The organism is Pseudomonas sp. KH_046_1 (assembly GCF_057839025.1).
In genome coordinates this window covers 4,672,252-4,689,019 of sequence record NZ_CM174481.1, presented here as the reverse complement: position 1 = coordinate 4,689,019, position 16,768 = coordinate 4,672,252, and the positions used below count along the sequence as shown (strand labels likewise).

The 16,768-nt window shown below is 49.1% G+C and carries 16 protein-coding genes; all 16 read left to right on the top strand.

All coding sequences use genetic code 11. The annotated features are described in order from the left end of the window. The first annotated feature begins 7 nt into the window (after positions 1–7). The 16 genes from rpsA (at position 8) to AC3IT9_RS21350 (ending at position 16,585) form a co-directional block, all read left to right on the top strand. Positions 8–1,699 (top strand): 30S ribosomal protein S1, encoded by a 1,692-nt coding sequence (gene rpsA / locus AC3IT9_RS21425; RefSeq protein ID WP_007973639.1) that lies wholly within the window; start codon positions 8–10, stop codon positions 1,697–1,699. A gap of 210 nt (positions 1,700–1,909) precedes the next feature. Continuing rightward, positions 1,910–2,194: a hypothetical protein gene (locus AC3IT9_RS21420; protein WP_150726240.1), complete on the top strand. Its 285-nt coding sequence runs from the start codon at positions 1,910–1,912 to the stop codon at positions 2,192–2,194. A 149-nt stretch (positions 2,195–2,343) separates the two neighbouring features. After that, the gene (gene ihfB / locus AC3IT9_RS21415) at positions 2,344–2,646 is read left to right on the top strand and encodes an integration host factor subunit beta (protein WP_150726241.1); all 303 of its coding nucleotides are present in this window, start codon (positions 2,344–2,346) and stop codon (positions 2,644–2,646) included. Positions 2,647–2,669: 23 nt separating this feature from the next. Beyond that, a complete protein-coding gene (locus AC3IT9_RS21410; RefSeq protein ID WP_150726242.1) occupies positions 2,670–2,894 on the top strand; it encodes a lipopolysaccharide assembly protein LapA domain-containing protein in 225 nt (74 codons plus the stop codon). A gap of 79 nt (positions 2,895–2,973) precedes the next feature. Further along, positions 2,974–4,008 (top strand): LPS O-antigen chain length determinant protein WzzB, encoded by a 1,035-nt coding sequence (locus tag AC3IT9_RS21405; protein ID WP_489270975.1) that lies wholly within the window; start codon positions 2,974–2,976, stop codon positions 4,006–4,008. Positions 4,009–4,931: 923 nt separating this feature from the next. Then, positions 4,932–6,185 carry an O-antigen translocase gene (locus AC3IT9_RS21400; protein WP_489270974.1) on the top strand — a complete coding sequence of 418 codons (1,254 nt, stop codon included), beginning with the start codon at positions 4,932–4,934 and terminating at the stop codon, positions 6,183–6,185. Continuing rightward, positions 6,182–7,387 (top strand): glycosyltransferase family 4 protein, encoded by a 1,206-nt coding sequence (locus tag AC3IT9_RS21395; RefSeq protein ID WP_489270973.1) that lies wholly within the window; start codon positions 6,182–6,184, stop codon positions 7,385–7,387. The genes AC3IT9_RS21400 and AC3IT9_RS21395 overlap by 4 nt, the downstream gene beginning before the upstream one ends. A gap of 24 nt (positions 7,388–7,411) precedes the next feature. Beyond that, positions 7,412–7,816, top strand: a complete 405-nt coding sequence (locus AC3IT9_RS21390; protein WP_489270972.1) for a hypothetical protein — start codon at positions 7,412–7,414, stop codon at positions 7,814–7,816. Between the two features lie 7 nt (positions 7,817–7,823). After that, positions 7,824–8,858, top strand: a complete 1,035-nt coding sequence (locus AC3IT9_RS21385) for a polysaccharide biosynthesis protein (protein ID WP_150726248.1) — start codon at positions 7,824–7,826, stop codon at positions 8,856–8,858. 4 nt (positions 8,859–8,862) lie between these two features. Beyond that, positions 8,863–9,981: a UDP-2-acetamido-2,6-beta-L-arabino-hexul-4-ose reductase gene (gene wbjC, locus AC3IT9_RS21380; protein ID WP_489270970.1), complete on the top strand. Its 1,119-nt coding sequence runs from the start codon at positions 8,863–8,865 to the stop codon at positions 9,979–9,981. A gap of 239 nt (positions 9,982–10,220) precedes the next feature. After that, complete coding sequence (locus AC3IT9_RS21375; RefSeq protein WP_489270968.1) at positions 10,221–11,384, top strand: EpsG family protein; 1,164 nt, start codon at positions 10,221–10,223, stop codon at positions 11,382–11,384. Positions 11,385–11,696: 312 nt separating this feature from the next. After that, positions 11,697–12,827, top strand: coding sequence for a non-hydrolyzing UDP-N-acetylglucosamine 2-epimerase (wecB, locus tag AC3IT9_RS21370; protein WP_150726251.1), 1,131 nt, complete (start codon positions 11,697–11,699; stop codon positions 12,825–12,827). A 5-nt stretch (positions 12,828–12,832) separates the two neighbouring features. Continuing rightward, a complete protein-coding gene (locus tag AC3IT9_RS21365) occupies positions 12,833–14,053 on the top strand; it encodes a glycosyltransferase family 4 protein (RefSeq protein WP_489270967.1) in 1,221 nt (406 codons plus the stop codon). A gap of 47 nt (positions 14,054–14,100) precedes the next feature. Beyond that, a complete protein-coding gene (locus AC3IT9_RS21360; RefSeq protein WP_150726253.1) occupies positions 14,101–14,697 on the top strand; it encodes a sugar transferase in 597 nt (198 codons plus the stop codon). Then, the gene (locus AC3IT9_RS21355; RefSeq protein ID WP_489270966.1) at positions 14,694–15,320 is read left to right on the top strand and encodes an acetyltransferase; all 627 of its coding nucleotides are present in this window, start codon (positions 14,694–14,696) and stop codon (positions 15,318–15,320) included. Before AC3IT9_RS21360 ends, AC3IT9_RS21355 begins: the two co-directional genes overlap by 4 nt. 86 nt (positions 15,321–15,406) lie before the next feature. Next, the gene (locus tag AC3IT9_RS21350) at positions 15,407–16,585 is read left to right on the top strand and encodes a DegT/DnrJ/EryC1/StrS family aminotransferase (RefSeq protein WP_150726370.1); all 1,179 of its coding nucleotides are present in this window, start codon (positions 15,407–15,409) and stop codon (positions 16,583–16,585) included. The last annotated feature ends 183 nt before the right edge of the window (positions 16,586–16,768 follow it).

Here is a 16,768-nt window from a genome sequence, read left to right as displayed (position 1 = left end):
AATTAAAATGAGCGAAAGCTTTGCGGAACTCTTTGAAGAAAGCCTAAAAACCCTGAACCTTCAGGCAGGCTCCATCATCACCGGTGTTATCGTTGATATCGATTACCAGGCTCGCTGGGTAACCGTTCACGCTGGCCTGAAGTCTGAAGCACTCATCCCGCTTGAGCAGTTCTACAACGACGCTGGCGAACTGAACATCAACGTCGGTGACGAAGTTCACGTTGCTCTGGACTCGGTTGAAGACGGCTTTGGTGAGACCAAGCTGTCCCGTGAAAAAGCCAAGCGCGCTGAATGCTGGATTGTTCTGGAAGCAGCCTTCGCAGCCGAAGAAGTGGTCAAGGGCGTTATCAACGGTAAGGTTAAAGGCGGCTTCACTGTCGACGTTAACGGCATCCGTGCGTTCCTGCCAGGTTCTCTGGTTGACGTCCGTCCAGTGCGCGACACCACGCACCTGGAAGGCAAAGAGCTGGAATTCAAGGTCATCAAGCTGGACCAGAAGCGCAACAACGTTGTCGTTTCCCGTCGCAGCGTCCTGGAAGCCGAGAACTCCGCCGAGCGCGAAGCTCTGCTGGAATCCCTGCAGGAAGGCCAACAAGTCAAAGGTATCGTCAAGAACCTCACCGATTACGGCGCATTCGTCGATCTGGGTGGCGTCGATGGCCTGCTGCACATTACCGACATGGCTTGGAAGCGTATCAAGCATCCTTCCGAAATCGTCAACGTTGGCGACGAGATCGATGTCAAGGTTCTGAAGTACGATCGCGAGCGCAATCGTGTTTCCCTGGGCCTGAAGCAACTGGGCGAAGATCCATGGGTTGCTATCAAAGCCCGTTACCCAGAAAGCACTCGCGTTACCGCGCGTGTAACCAACCTGACCGACTACGGCTGCTTCGCTGAGCTGGAAGAAGGCGTTGAAGGTCTGGTACACGTTTCCGAAATGGACTGGACCAACAAGAACATCCACCCTTCGAAAGTCGTACAAGTCGGCGACGAAGTGGAAGTTATGGTTCTGGACATCGACGAAGAGCGTCGTCGTATCTCCCTGGGCATCAAGCAGTGCAAATCTAACCCATGGGAAGATTTCTCTGGCCAGTTCAACAAGGGCGATAAAATCTCCGGCACCATCAAGTCGATCACCGATTTCGGTATCTTCATTGGTCTGGACGGCGGCATCGACGGTCTGGTTCACCTGTCCGACATCTCCTGGAACGAAGTGGGCGAAGAAGCCGTTCGCCGCTTCAAGAAGGGCGACGAGCTGGACACCGTTATCCTGTCGGTTGACCCAGAGCGCGAGCGCATTTCCCTGGGTATCAAGCAACTGGAAAGCGATCCGTTCTCCGAGTACGTTCAAGAGAACGACAAAGGCGCCATCGTTAAAGGCATCGTGAAGGAAGTTGACGCTAAAGGCGCCATCATCACTCTGGCCGACGATATCGAAGCGACTCTGAAAGCCTCCGAAATCAGCCGTGACCGCGTTGAAGACGCGCGCAACGTTCTGAAAGAAGGCGAAGAAGTAGAAGCCAAGATCATCAGCGTTGACCGCAAGAGCCGTGTAATTCAGCTCTCGATCAAGTCGAAAGACGTTGAAGACGAGAAAGAAGCAATCCAGAGCCTGCGCGACAAGCCAGTAGCTACTGATGCTCCTGTGGCCACCACTCTGGGTGACCTGCTGCGTGCACAAATGGAAAAACAGAACTAAGTTCTGACTTTCTGTAAAAAAGGGCGACTTCGGTCGCCCTTTTTTGTGCCTGGCGTTTGGTGAATTACGTGCGGATGTAGTTGCTTGGGGTGTGAACCAAAAACGCCGAAAGAAGGTCTGAATGTTTAGTCGGATCAAACGCTTATTTGCAGCTAGTCTTTAGCCTGAGGCTAATGATCGCCCGATAGGCTTTCTGGCAAAAGGACGTGAATGAACAAACTCATTGTCGCAGTAGCGGTGCTGGTGCTGGCGGGTTGTACCACCAATGCCAAAACTCACGCAGTGCGTGGGGTTAGTGGTATTGAGGTGGATTGTTCGGGGCTCGGTTCGAAATGGGAGAAGTGTTACAAGCGTGCGGCCAAGGAATGCAAGGGGGCGGGCTACCAGGTTGTGGCAAGGTCTGATGATCTGAAGGAGGAGGATGAGGAAGGGGGGCTTTTCGGGTTCAACCCGGCAGGTTTCCTGACGCGCACTATGTTGGTGATTTGCCGATGATGTGGTGATGGCTCAGAGTCTTCCCGTCCCGGGAATCAAGCATTTTTGAGGGCTGGGGCAGATGGCAAAACTCAGGCTGTTCAAAAGCGTTCGGGCGTGCTAAAACCTTTGAAGCGCTGACCTAGCTGCTTGAAAAAGAAGGGAAAAATATGACGAAGTCGGAGTTGATCGAACGAATTGTCACCCATCAAGGGCTGCTCTCATCCAAGGATGTGGAGTTGGCCATCAAGACCATGCTTGAGCAAATGTCCCAATGTCTGGCTACCGGGGATCGCATCGAGATCCGGGGGTTTGGCAGTTTCTCTCTGCACTACCGTGCACCACGGGTCGGCCGTAATCCGAAAACCGGCCAGTCTGTCAGTCTCGACGGCAAGTTCGTTCCGCATTTCAAGCCGGGGAAAGAGCTTAGGGATCGGGTGAATGAGGATGAGGATGATGCTGGTGAGTTTTAGTGCGTTTTCCGGAGTAGGCTCTAATGAATAGTTTCAGAAAGGCTGTTCTAGGGCTGTGTTTGCTAGTGCTTTTTGCTGCTATTCTAGTTTTTATGCTTGAGAATCAGCAGCTTACCTCTATTTCTTTTTTGGGGATGACAACGCAGCCACTCCCGGTTTCTGTTTTCGTAGCGACATTTTTGCTAGGTGGTATTTTGCTTGGTCCGCTTTTGGCGATGGCTTTTAAGCAAAGGCGAAGCCGTACCTGATTGGGCTGATGATTTGCTGAGCTGAGTGATCAATCTGTAGTGGAAATTAAGAATTTTGAATAGTAAAGAATCCAATGACATGGGCGAGATTGATATCTCCGATATTTTTCGCGTGCTATGGAAAAAAAAATGGACGATTTTCGCTACTACAAGCGTAGTAACCTTGATTACAGTAGCCTACGTTTTTTTGGCTCGCCCAGTTTATGAGGCAAGTGCAATTGCTATGCCTCCTACTTACAATGATATTGCGAATCTAAATTACGGCCGAGGCAGCGAAACAGAGCTGGTTCCTATTACCGTTAAAGATGTTTACTCGATTTTTTTGCAGAGTTTGAGAGGCGAGACTCTCCGTCAAACATTCATTGCTGAAGTAATGGCGCCCGGATCAAGTAAAGACGAGGGCAAGGCTGACAGTAATCTTCTGTATTCCGAGCTTTCCAAACGCTTGGCTGTGTCTCAGACAAGAAAAGATCTTCCTGATGAGTATGTGGTTACTATTCAAAGTAGTAACCCCGACCAAGCTGCGCAATGGGCGCAAGAATATATTCATCGAGCAGGTAAGTTGGCGGAGCAGGAAATAATAAAAAACGTTTTATATGAGGCGGATGTCAAAGTTCGCAGTCTTGATCGACAAATTGCCGATTTGCGTGAAAATGCTCAAAAAGTCCGAGAGGATACCATCACAAAACTGCGTGAAGCTCTTCGGGTTGCGAACGCCATTGGATTGGAGAAGCCTCCTATTATTACTGGCAATCCCGCGGTTCAAATCGCTGGCAGCGTCGATGGGCAGCTCATTTACATGCGTGGCACTAAAGCGCTGGAAGCGGAAATTGAAAACCTGGAGGCGCGAGGTGCGAATGACCCTTTCATTGGGCGTCTGCGGGATCTTGAGTCAAAGCGGGCGTTTTACAAGTCCATTTCTTCAAATCTTCAGGATGTTGTCGCCTATCGCATGGATGGAGATGCCAAACCACCGCTCAACCCTATAAAACCTAAAAAATCTTTAATAATTATGCTCAGTTTTCTCTTTGGCGTGTTGTTGGGGGTGGGCTTTGTCTTGGTGCTCTATTTCCTTTCTTCGAATTCATCCAAGAAGTCGGTTTTTTCTCAGTAAAGATGCGGTAACCCTTGTCATATCAATGACTGGCGGATTGATCAATTTTTGGCGCGTATCATGATGCGGTTGCTTCTCAATGGGGGGGCGCACTCGAAGTGATTAGGGTAATGCATATTCTTCAGTTTTTTGTTGATATCCTGCACTTTTGACTCTTTTTCTGCCCCCCCCCCCATTCGTAACATCTATCAAGCTATTTAGTTGAAGAAGTTGCTGGCTATTTGTCGGCATTCTGAAGATTCGGCCTTGATTTTTCATTCTGGGAATTCCCATTTAAACCTACAGTTTTGCCATGCACCCGTTCGTCTGGAGATCAGAGTCTATGCTTTTTGCTCGGTCTTGCGTTGCTTGAACGTGCCACCGATAAATTCCGACGGATTTGGCTCGACAGGAGTGAATTTGTGCTTGATGGTGAGAATGTCGAATTGTGTGGCAGCGATGCTACGTGTGCACAGGTATAATCAATTTTTTGTAGCTTTACGGACACAGTCCGATGGGGGCTTTGAATGGCCTGGTCGGCGGGTTTCGGTATTGCTTTCGAGCCCGATTACTGAGAGCTATTTGTCATTTCAAGGCGTACGCCCGGTTTGTATCGGCAGCGTGCCTTGAGCAAGGCGTTCTGGCTGATGAGTGAGGGTTGACTCTGGAGCGGTAAGTGTGTTGAATTTGCGGGTTTTTCTCAGTCGTACGTTGCTGTGTGGCCAGCATTTCTCGTCTGGTAGCACGTAAGGGTGTGTTTGATGGTGGCACTGATGGTTGCTTGGATAAAGGAATTCAGGGGGCGTATCTTTTGTTGCTCCATTCGTATTGGGACGTGTGCTTAAGTGATGGATTACCCAGCAGTGGGTGCCACTGCTTGGGTGTAGCTTTCTTGGCGTGATTTCAGGCTGCAAGAAAAAGGGCGCTGCGATGAGGTTTGAAGTTTGGCAAGGTTGAAAGCTGGTATCCATTTCGCCTCCTCAATACTAGTGAAGGCCGTAGCAGGACTCATAGTAATAAAACTACTGGCTTGGAAGTTGGGGCCGGATGGTTTTGGTTTGCTTGGTCAGCTCATGACGCTGGTTGCTATTACGGGCATGTTTGCCGGCGGCGGAATAACCAATGGTTTGATCAAGGTCCTGGCGGAGTCACCTGTTGCATCGAAGGAAGGGAAGGCCTGGTTTGCTACGGCATTTACACTAACGACCGTAATCTCTGCAATTGTTGCACTGTTATTGATGCTTTTCTCCACCGCACTTTCAAATCGTTTGATGCAGGGAGGGTTTACCGCTCTTTTCGTAGGCCTTGGGTTGGTTCAAGCGATTGTGGGTTACGCAAGCTTGGTTCAGGCAGAGGCAAGCAGTCGTGGTGAGAGCGTTTTCTATGCGAAGGTCAATATATTAGGAACGGTACTTGGTACGCTTGTGTTGGCCCTTGCAGTCAACTCGTTTGGTTTTGACGGTGCTGCGTACTCGGTAATGCTAATGCCGGCATTAACCGCAATTGTCACATTGTTGTTTATGGCTTCAGGCCGGAGAGAGCTATTCCATTTTTCGAGATTCCTCGTCGATAGGGTTAGAATGCGTCACCTGTTGTCTTTTTCAGTTTTGGCCTTGGTAGGTTCTACATCCGTTCCAGTTGCGCAAATTTTGATGCGTGATGGTATGGCGCAGAGGTTTGGCTGGGAGCAGGTGGGGCTGTGGCAGGGTGTGATTAAGCTGTCTGATGTCTATATGCAGTTCGTTGGTGTTGTTTTGATGAATTATGTGTTGCCTCGGTATGCATCAGCAGCCAATCTTAACTTGGTTATTAAAGAGTTTAAAATCAGTCTATTGTGGTTGTTGTCAGCTCTCATGTTAGGTTTCATCGCTCTTTATAGTCTGAAAAATATTGTTGTTAAGTTGGTTTTTTCAGACGAGTTTCTTCCGATGACTGACTATTTTTTACCTCAAATGGTTGGAGATATTTTTCGAACGATCGCGTCTGCAATATCTTTGATATTCATGGCTAGAGGTGCTGTGCGAGTGTCGATAATATTCGAGTTTGCACAAGGTATATTTATTTTTAGCGTGTTTCTCATGCTGCTGAGTACCTTTGGGTCTATGGCTCCAGTGTATGCGCACGTGATTACTTACGGGTTGCTTTCCATATTCATGGCCGTAGGGCTGGGATTTTGGTTTAAGAGAGGGAAGTCATGAAGATTCTTATGATGTGTACCAAGTTTTCATTGTCTGAAAATGATCCTTGGCTTACAAATGAATTGGCCGATTCTTTCCAGGAGTTGGGGCATGAGGTGACCGTGCTATGTCTCGACTGGTCGGCAAAACCCGGCAGCACCCGTTCGAATCTAAAGCTGGGAAACGGGGTCGAAGTGATTTCGATCCCTCCGGTGTTGGTGAGTTCCCCATTTGGGTTCGTTACTCGTATCCTGAAGTGGAGCCTCTCGTCATTTTCTGCATATTCGATTTCGCGAAAGCTGGTCAAGCAACGCAAATTTGATGCGGTGATTGGGTTTTCACCTGCCATTACCATGGCTTTGCCAATTATGTTGTTGGCCCGAAACAAAAAGCTTACGTCGCTATTGATTCAGTGGGATTTCTTTCCGCATCATCATCGACAAATCGGTTTATTTTCGTCTGGTGTTTCTTTCTTTGTAGCAAGAAAGGTTGAAGAGACGCTGATACGCCAATTCGATGTGATTGCGTGTATGTCGCCTGCGAACGAAACTTATCTTCGTACTCATTACCCTATTCGCGATGAGCAAAAAATTTGCATCACCCCGGTGTGGGGGAAAGAAACAACATTGCCTGGGGTGGATCGTGCCGATATTCGCCAAAAGTATTCTTTGCCGCAGGACAGGCCGCTTGTTGTTTTTGGTGGCCAACTCGTTCACGGTCGAGGTCTTGAAGACCTGATAGGGGCCGCTAAGCTTTCGCAGCAGCGTGGTTCTCCCGTAACGTTTCTCGTGATCGGGAGTGGTTCCCTTGAGTCACTTGTGGAGGCAAGTATCGAGCAATGCTGTGGAAATCTTATCTGGATTCCACGTATACCTCGAGATGAGTATGTGGGGTTGATAAAATCCTGTGATCTCGCTCTTGTATGTACGGTCAGGGATGTTGATGTCCCAAGCTTTCCATCTAAAACGATAGATTATTTGAGAGTGGGTTTGCCTATTATCGCGTCGGTAGAGTCCTCTACGGATTATGGGGACTATATAGCCTCATTAGGCGTAGGCATCAGTGTTGAAGCTGGAGAGCCTGATAAGTTGCTCGAATCTATCGAGGTGTTGCTGCGCGATACTGATAAGATGAGGGTAATGAGTGAGTTGGGGCCGGTGCGTTTTAAAGAAGTGTTTGAAGTGAAGCACATTACGTCCCAACTTCTTGATTTGGTCGTATAGCTCTGTGCTTGTGGAGTGTGATTTATGTCCAATGAATTAGGTAAGGTTCTTCTGCCTCCTCTTATGTTGGGCATGGCCTGTGCTTTGCTGGTGACTGTAGAAAGTGACGATGGCTCGCAGTGGGTGACCATCTTTCCGCGGCTAACTGGCGACCCAGGTTTTCTGGGAGTTACTCTGCCAATAGTCGTGATGGGGTTTTTCTGGCGCGGCGCCTGGAAAAATGCAGTACTGTGGAAAATGAGTGCTAAAACCTTGGTGCTCCTGTGCTTGTTTGTGTATTTGTCGGTGTTAAATACACTAGCTAACAATCAATCGGCACACGTGTCAGATTTGTTTTTTTGCATTGTATTTCTGATGTTTGTTGTCATCAGTTTTAAAGGCAGAAAATATGAGTCTTCTTGTGGCTGTTTGAAACAAATAATGTTGTGAGGATATTATGTTTCAGAATAAGACGCTTTTGATCACCGGTGGTACCGGGTCCTTTGGTAATGCTGTCTTGAAGCGCTTTCTTGATACCGATATTGCCGAGATTCGCATATTTAGTCGGGATGAAAAAAAGCAGGATGACATGCGTAAGCATTACGCGAGCTCCAAGCTGAAGTTCTATATTGGTGATGTTCGTGATTACCAGAGCGTCCTGAATGCCACTCGTGGCGTCGATTACATTTTCCACGCGGCGGCGCTCAAGCAGGTTCCATCCTGCGAGTTCCACCCTATGGAGGCTGTGAAGACCAATGTCCTGGGTACGGAGAACGTACTTGAAGCGGCTATTCAAAATGGTGTCAAGCGCGTTGTTTGCTTGAGTACTGACAAGGCCGTTTATCCCATCAATGCAATGGGAATCTCCAAGGCGATGATGGAGAAGGTGATGGTGGCCAAGTCGCGTAGTGCTGATGATGAGAAGACTGTCATTTGCGGAACGCGCTACGGCAACGTCATGGCTTCGCGAGGTTCGGTTATTCCGCTGTTCATTCAGCAGATTCGCGACGGCAAGCCTTTGACCCTGACCGACCCTAGCATGACTCGCTTTATGATGACTCTGGCGGATGCGGTGGATTTGGTGTTGTATGCTTTTGAGCACGGCAACAATGGCGACCTGTTTGTGCAGAAAGCGCCAGCAGCTACAGTAGAAACTCTTGCCAATGCGCTGACTCAAATGCTCAATCTGCCGGAGCACCCGATTCAAGTGATCGGTACTCGCCATGGTGAAAAGCTGTATGAAGCGCTGTTGAGTCGTGAAGAAATGGCCTGCGCGGAAGATCGTGGTGATTACTTCCGAGTGCCGCCTGATCTACGCGATTTGAACTACGCAAAATTTGTGGAGCAAGGGGAGGAAAAGATTTCTCGCACTGAAGATTATAACTCCCATAATACCGAAAGACTGGATATCGAAGGTATGAAGAACCTGCTGTTGAAGCTGGACTTTATGCGCGCTATTCAGCGTGGTGAACACGCGACGCCGGAGGAGTGAAACCATGAAAGTGCTGGTCACCGGTTCCAATGGTTTTGTGGGCAAGAACTTGATAGCGCATCTGAACGAGCGCGCTGATATTGAAGTCGTCCGGTTCACTCGGGACGATAGTGTCAATCAGTTATCGGCACTAATAAGCAGTGTGGATTTTGTATTTCACTTGGCAGGAGTGAATCGACCACAAGATCCGGAAGAGTTCAAGGCTGGTAATACGGACTTGACGCAAGCTCTTTGTGAAGCGGTATCAGCATGCGGTAAACCGGTGCCAGTACTTTATACTTCGTCCATTCAGGCTGAGCAGGATAATCCGTACGGTCATAGCAAGCTTGGTGCTGAAGAGGCGCTGACAGCGCTCGCGGAAAAGTCTGGTTCACCCGTTTACTTGTTCAGGCTTCCAAATGTCTTTGGTAAGTGGGCTCGGCCGAATTATAACTCGGCAGTTGCAACGTTTTGCCATAATATTGCACGTGGACTGCCGGTTACTATCAATGACCCACACGCAAATATTAATCTTGTCTATATCGATGATGTTATCAAGCACTTCATTTCAGCGATGGATGGAAAGTTGTCAGATGATGGATTCGTAGACGTCCAGCCTCAATACTGTATCAGTGTTGGAGCTCTGGCAAAGCAGTTGGAGGCGTTTCGCGAAAGTCGTGACACCTTGATCACGGAGCCGGTAGGTACTGGCTTGGTACGTGCGCTTTACTCTACCTATGTCAGCTATTTACCTCCCGAGAGTTTCACCTACCAGGTTCCAAAGTACGGTGATCCTAGAGGGGTATTTGTCGAGATGCTGAAAACCGGAGACAGTGGTCAATTTTCATACTTCACCGCTCATCCGGGTGTTACACGTGGTGGTCACTACCACCATTCGAAAACTGAAAAGTTTTTGGTAATAAAAGGTAGGGCTTGTTTTCGCTTTAGGCATATCGTATCTGATGAGTTTTATGAGTTGTTCACCAGCGGTGATCAACCGGAAATCGTTGAGACGGTTCCGGGTTGGACTCATGACATCACCAATGCCGGGGATGAGGAGATGATTGTGATGCTTTGGGCGAACGAAATTTTTGATCGCGAGCTACCGGACACGTACGCACGTCCGGTCGGCAGCGAGGCCTAGGTTGGAAATGCTCTCTGCTTTGATCGCCTGAGCGAGCAGGGCAGGGAGTCATTTTTCGCGTGACCCTATAGTGTTAATTTGATGATACATGCTGGCATATGTTCGTTCAGGCGATGCGGGCTATTAAGATGGCAGGTCTAATTAGATCACGGTAAGATGGACGTAACGGTTAATAAAATTTAAATGTTCGGATCGTTAGTCGCTGTCTTTGGTCTGCAAGTGTTAAGGAAAGGATTGTCATGTTTTTTTATCTTGGTATTGGTGTCTTGCTTTGGGTCATAACAATTCCAGGACTGTTCATTCAGACGAAGACTGGCATAAGCTTTTTCGTAGCATTACTCGCCTTTTGGTTAATTTGCGCATTTAGATTCGAAACAGGCTTCGATTGGGTGGTTTATGAGCAATATTATAATGCCGTAGAAAACTCCGTGTTTATGGACTTTCCGCGAGATGTGGTCTCAATGGAGCCACTTTTCTATTTGTTGAATTACCTTGTTTCTCGGGTTGGTAACTTTCAGTTTTTTCTGTTTTTAGTTGGTACTTTCAATACATATTGTGCGTGCAGGTTTTTTTATCGGTTTGATTCGCGTGTTTCACTTGGTTTGGCTTTTGTTTTTTGTTGGGTGTATATTCCATTGGAGATGGGGACGATACGTCAGTCTATTGCTGTTTCCATTATGCTTTTGTCAATGGAAAGCTTTGTTTTTGGACGGTCGAAGAAAGCCTTTTTTGGTTTTTTCATTGCTATGGGTTTTCAGTACTCGGCGCTTATGTATGCGCCCATATTCTTTCTTCGCGGAATTCGTTACCTGATCACGCATGTATGGATCTATATCGCAGTCTGTTTGCTTTTTTATAGTGTTGGTATCGGTTCAGGCCAAGTTGCTCTCGGCTTGGGGGCCGTCGCAAATATTCCGTTCGTTTCCGAGAAGCTCAGTGTCTATGCTGGTTTTGGTTTTTCCCAGCGCTCAATAGCGGGGGCCGGTTACTTGGTTTTGAATTGTATATTGCTTGGGTTGGCCAAGCTGTATCTAAAAGAAATAACGCGTCGAGAGTTAGTGTTAATTGGTGCGCTTATATGTTTGATCGGTGCGCAATCATTTTTGTTTGATTTTGCTCTAATATGGAATCGCATTCAATATCTGGCTTGTTTTGCTCAGGCGGTAATCATATACGACATTCTCAGGCAGTTGCGGGAGCCTGGTCGCGCAATGGTAGCTGCAAGTGTCGCGGTTGTTAGTCTCGCTTCACTGTTGCTTTTTGTTTCTGCCGGTTCTGCGATGCCATTTACTCCCTATCAGTCATATATAAAATATGTGCTGACCAATGAAGAGGGTGATGGTCGACTGCGAACGCAACAGTATTACGAAGACTTCAACGCTGCGAATAAGGTAAGCGAGTGATGGTGCCAGGGGCGCTGTCTACTGACGACGTGCTGGTGTCGAGGTCGGGGCGTGATGCTAAAATGGTCACCTTTGGATGGTGCGCCGACGATACTCAAAGAATTGGACTCAAATGTGTCATTATGCCAGCCCAGTGAGAGCGCAGTCCTCAGTCAGGCCTGGTCAGCAGCTGTGACAAAAGCAAAGGTTACACAGTGATGTGTGACAGGGTTGCCGACGAGTTAAGCGCTTTTATCGTGCTGGCTGATGATGAAAGCGCTGGCTAGTGTTAATTACTTATCTATCACTTTTTGAAATGTGACGTTTAAAATCATGAAAAAATTAAAAGTCGTAACCGTAGTGGGAACCCGTCCGGAAATCATTCGTCTGTCGCGCGTAATGGCTGCTCTGGATCAGTATTGTGATCACGTACTTGTCCATACCGGGCAGAATTACGATTACGAACTGAATGAAATTTTCTTTCAGGACTTAGGGATCCGCAAGCCTGATCATTTTCTGAACGCTGCGGGTGCCACTGGCGCCGAAACTATCGGTAACGTGATTATTAGTGTGGACCGCGTCCTGGCCGAGATTGAGCCCGAGGCTCTGTTGGTCTTGGGAGACACAAATAGCTGCATGGCAGTCATTCCTGCCAAGCGCCGCAAGATCCCGACCTTCCATATGGAAGCTGGTAATCGCTGTTTCGACATGCGTGTTCCCGAAGAAATCAATCGTCGTATTGTCGATCATACTGCGGATATCAATCTGACTTACAGTACGATCGCTCGTGATTACTTGCTGCGCGAAGGTCTTTCGCCTGACATGGTAATCAAGACCGGTAGCCCGATGTTTGAAGTGCTCAATTATTATCGTGAAGGCATTGAAGCGTCGGATGTCCTTGCTCGTCTCGGTCTGGAGAAGGGTAAGTTTTTCGTCGTTAGCGCACACCGCGAAGAGAATATCGATTCCGATAAAAACTTCGGCAAGCTAGTCGAGGTTCTGAATACGGTCGCCGAGCATTATGGCTATCCCGTTATTGTTTCAACCCACCCACGTACCCAGAAGCGGGTTGACGCCATGGGTGTGAAGTTCCATGAAAATGTTCGCTTGCTCAAGCCATTGGGGTTCAAGGACTACAACAAGTTGCAGCTTGATTCCAAGGCAGTCCTTTCTGACAGCGGTACGATCAACGAAGAATCTTCCATTCTTAACTTCCCTGCGTTGAATATTCGGGAAGCTCATGAGCGTCCAGAGGGTATGGAAGAGGCCGCGGTAATGATGGTTGGTCTCGAGGTCGAGCGGGTGATGCAAGGCTTGCAAGTGCTGGAAGGTCAGGATCGTGACGAAGAGCGTACGCTGCGACTTGTAGCGGACTACAGCATGCCTAACGTGGCTGAGAAAGTGGTTCGAATCATTCACAGCTATCGTGATTATGTCATGCGGACCGTTTGGAGAAGGTACTAATACGAATGACCATTCGTGTTTTACTGTTCACTCAGTGGTTTGATCCTGAGCCAACGTTCAAAGGGCTTGTTTTTGCTCGTGAGTTAGTTGCACAGGGTTTTGAAGTCGAGGTTGTCACCGGGTTTCCAAACTATCCCGGTGGTAAATTGTATCCTGGCTATAGGATCAAACCCTTGCAGCGCGAAGTCATCGACGGCGTCCATGTGACGCGTGTACCACTCTACCCAAGCCATGGGCAGAGTGGTGTCGGCCGGCTTTTTAACTACATAAGCTTTGCAGCCAGTATTTTGCTGTATGGCCTTTTTCGAGCGAAAAAACCGGATGTCATTTATGCCTACCATCCTCCATTGACGGTAGGTATTGCGGCTGCGCTGGTTCGTTTTTTTCGGCGTGTGCCCGTGGTATACGATATTCAGGATATGTGGCCTGACACGCTCAAGGCCACAGGGATGTTTTCCAACGAAAAGCTCCTGAAAATTGTCTCTCGCGTCTGCGATTGGGTATACGGTCACGTAGACCAGATTGTCGTATTGTCTCCTGGTTTCAAACATCTATTGATCGAGCGGGGAGTGCCTTCGCAAAAAATCGATGTCATCTACAACTGGTGTGCCGAAGATATGGTTCGTTCCACTTCGAGTAATCCACCGGCCAATTTTCCAGTGACTTCGAAGTTTCGAATTCTGTTCGCTGGAAATATGGGCAAGGCGCAGTCGCTTGATACAGTCATTGCAGCTGCACAGTTGTTGCAGGAAAAGGGCAGTCAAGTAGCGTTTATCTTCCTGGGCGGGGGAGTTGAGGCCTCCAGGCTGGAAGCACTTGCGAAAAGCAGACAGCTCGACAATGTATTCTTCCTGCCTGCTGTTCCGATGCCTGAAGTGGGAGCCTATCTTTCCAGTGCCGATGCCTTGCTTGTACATTTGAAGAAGGATCCGTTGTTCACCATCACTATTCCTTCTAAAACCCAGGCGTATATGGCGGCCGGTAAGCCGATCTTGATGGCGGTAGACGGTGATGCTGCCGATCTTGTGCGCGACGCCGGTTGTGGAGTTGTCAGCGAGTCAGACAATCCGCAGGCTCTTGCGGACGCGGTCCTGGCCTTGATAGAAGTCTCGGTACAAGGGCATAAGGACATGGCTGAAAACGGATTGGCGTTCTATCACAGAGAGCTGTCCTTGCATGTCGGTGTCAAGCGTTTTGGTGAGCACTTCAAGCGTTTGTCGAAATGAGCTCCAACGCTTTTTCCCCACAATAATTTGTCTTTCAAGGACCTTCGATGTCAAAACGCTTCTTCGATATTGTGGCTTCCGTAGCCGGGTTGATTGTCTTGTCTCCCGTGATCGCGATTGTCGCATACCTGATTCGCAAGCGATTGGGGTCTCCGATTTTGTTTCGACAAGTCAGGCCGGGTCTCGGTGGTAAACCCTTTGAGATGGTTAAGTTTCGCACTATGAGGGATGCGTTGGACGCCAACGGTAATCCGTTACCTGATTCTGAGCGAATGACAGATTTTGGCAGATTTCTTCGATCCAGCAGCTTGGATGAGTTACCGGAGTTGTGGAACGTCATCAAGGGGGATATGAGTTTGGTAGGGCCTCGCCCGCTATTGATGGAGTATCTGCCTCTGTACGATGAAGTGCAGGTTCGCAGGCATGATGCGCGACCCGGGGTTACCGGGTGGGCACAGATAAATGGTCGCAATGCGTTGTCCTGGGAAGAGAAATTCAAACTTGATGTTTGGTATGTAGACAATCAGTCGCTGTGGCTCGACCTGAAAATTATTTTTCTCACCATCAAAAAAGTTTTGATCCGGGATGGGATCAGCGCTGAGGGTGAAGTAACAATGACCAAGTTCACCGGGTCAAAAAAATGAAGAGGCTGGCAATTCTTGGCGCGAGCGGGCATGGAAAAGTTGTCGCTGACACGGCGGAGTGTTGTGGATGGCAGGTCATAGAGTTCTTTGATGACGCATGGCCACAAGTGCCTTCCATCGGGGTTTGGCCGGTCGTTGGAAACACTAGCGACTTGCTCAGCCGTGTAGGGGAGTTTGATGGAGTTCTGGTTGCTATTGGCAACAACAGTGTCCGTCGACGTAAAATGGACGAACTGAAAGCCTCAGGCGCACAACTTCCTGTTTTGATGCACCCTTCTTCGATCATAAGCCGATACGCTAATATCGGGTCCGGAACCGTCGTGTTTGCATCAGCAGTAGTCAATGCCTATGCGATCGTTGGTGAAGGGGCAATTCTGAACACCGGCTGCAGCGTTGATCACGACTGTGTTCTTGGGGCGTGCGTGCATGTCAGTCCAGGTGCGCGGTTGGCTGGTGCGGTAACCGTCGGCGACGGAAGCTGGATTGGTATCGGTGCATGCGTCAGACAGGTGCTCAGCATAGGTTCTAACGTGATGGTGGGGGCCGGAGCCGCGGTGATCTGCGATATCTCTGATAACATGACGGTCGCAGGAGTGCCCGCTCGAGCGATCGTAAGATCCTGAGTGTTTAACCATCGGATACACGTGACTGATTGGCCGGCCTGGATTATCGATGGTTCTTTATTAATTATGTGTGGCAGGTAAAAACCGTGTTGAATACCCCATTTTCTCCTTGGCCTTCGTTCACTGAGGAAGAGGCCGATGCCGTTCGCGACGTAGTGCTTTCCAATAAGGTCAACTACTGGACCGGACAGGAATGCCGCGAGTTTGAGAAAGAGTTCGCCACATGGGCAGGCACTGAATATGCCGTCGCCCTGGCGAACGGCACTGTAGCACTTGACCTTGCACTGATTGCGCTGGGTATTGGGCGTGGAGACGAGGTCATCGTCACGCCTCGCACCTTCCTCGCCTCAGTTTCCAGCATTGTCAATGCCGGTGCGATTCCGGTCTTCGCCGAGGTCGACCGCGATACCCAGAACATTACCGCACAGACAATCCAGGCCGTCTTGACCCCTCGTACCCGGGGTATTATCTGTGTGCATTTGGCCGGCTGGCCGTGTGATATGGATCCGATCATGGAGTTGGCAGCTCTTCATGATGTCAAGGTAATCGAAGATTGCGCCCAGGCACATGGTGCGATGTATAAGGGGCGCCCCGTAGGTTCCATTGGTCATATAGGCGCCTGGTCGTTTTGCCAGGACAAAATCATGACCACTGGGGGGGAGGGTGGGATGGTCACGACGAATGACCGCACCCTCTGGTTGAAAATGTGGGCATTCAAGGATCATGGCAAGAGCTGGGAAGCCATTTACGAACGAGACCATCAACCAGGCTTCCGGTGGTTGCATGAGAGCTTTGGTACGAACTGGCGGATGCTCGAAGTGCAGGCGGTCATAGGCCGGATTCAGCTTCGTCGCATGGCGCAGTGGCGTGCTAGCCGAATCAATTATGCGGAACGTATTTGGTCGCAGGCTCGTGAGCTTAAAGGTTTGCGTGCCCCAGTGGTTTCCGAAAACTATGCTCACGCTGCCTATAAATGTTATGTGTTCGTAGAGCCGCAGCAGTTGAAGGCTGACTGGAACCGAGACCGTATTCTGTCCGAGATTTCTGCTCTTGGCGTTCCATGTTTTTCGGGTTCTTGCTCTGAGGTGTACCTCGAGAAAGCGTTCGACGATACGGGCTGGCGTCCAGATGTACGACTAGCTATTGCGAAAGAGCTGGGTGAGACAAGCTTGATGTTCTTGGTACACCCGACGTTGACTGAAGCCGAAATCCAAAAGACCTGCGAGGTGATTCGCAGTGTTATGCAGCAAGCCGTGAAGCCTTAGACCTGTTTGGGGCCTCACAATTTCCTTTTGGTGCGAGTCGGCTCTTGCTGGTGGGGAAAAGGGGATGGCGAAATACCGCCTGATATTCGCGATATCTCATCCCCTTCTCCTCACGGTTTTCAGTTCTTGCCGGTAGTATCGGTCGAGGCCTGCATTCCTTGCACACGCCCCGTGATGGTGATT

Excerpts from the sequence above, each read along its gene's own strand:
- rpsA (WP_007973639.1), top strand. The coding sequence starts at position 8 with ATGAGCGAAAGCTTTGCGGAACTCTTTGAAGAAAGCCTAAAAACCCTG.
- AC3IT9_RS21420 (WP_150726240.1), top strand. The coding sequence starts at position 1,910 with ATGAACAAACTCATTGTCGCAGTAGCGGTGCTGGTGCTGGCGGGTTGT.
- ihfB (WP_150726241.1), top strand. The coding sequence starts at position 2,344 with ATGACGAAGTCGGAGTTGATCGAACGAATTGTCACCCATCAAGGGCTG.
- AC3IT9_RS21410 (WP_150726242.1), top strand. The coding sequence starts at position 2,670 with ATGAATAGTTTCAGAAAGGCTGTTCTAGGGCTGTGTTTGCTAGTGCTT.
- AC3IT9_RS21405 (WP_489270975.1), top strand. The coding sequence starts at position 2,974 with ATGGGCGAGATTGATATCTCCGATATTTTTCGCGTGCTATGGAAAAAA.
- AC3IT9_RS21395 (WP_489270973.1), top strand. The coding sequence starts at position 6,182 with ATGAAGATTCTTATGATGTGTACCAAGTTTTCATTGTCTGAAAATGAT.
- AC3IT9_RS21390 (WP_489270972.1), top strand. The coding sequence starts at position 7,412 with ATGTCCAATGAATTAGGTAAGGTTCTTCTGCCTCCTCTTATGTTGGGC.
- AC3IT9_RS21385 (WP_150726248.1), top strand. The coding sequence starts at position 7,824 with ATGTTTCAGAATAAGACGCTTTTGATCACCGGTGGTACCGGGTCCTTT.
- wbjC (WP_489270970.1), top strand. The coding sequence starts at position 8,863 with ATGAAAGTGCTGGTCACCGGTTCCAATGGTTTTGTGGGCAAGAACTTG.
- AC3IT9_RS21375 (WP_489270968.1), top strand. The coding sequence starts at position 10,221 with ATGTTTTTTTATCTTGGTATTGGTGTCTTGCTTTGGGTCATAACAATT.
- wecB (WP_150726251.1), top strand. The coding sequence starts at position 11,697 with ATGAAAAAATTAAAAGTCGTAACCGTAGTGGGAACCCGTCCGGAAATC.
- AC3IT9_RS21365 (WP_489270967.1), top strand. The coding sequence starts at position 12,833 with ATGACCATTCGTGTTTTACTGTTCACTCAGTGGTTTGATCCTGAGCCA.
- AC3IT9_RS21360 (WP_150726253.1), top strand. The coding sequence starts at position 14,101 with ATGTCAAAACGCTTCTTCGATATTGTGGCTTCCGTAGCCGGGTTGATT.
- AC3IT9_RS21355 (WP_489270966.1), top strand. The coding sequence starts at position 14,694 with ATGAAGAGGCTGGCAATTCTTGGCGCGAGCGGGCATGGAAAAGTTGTC.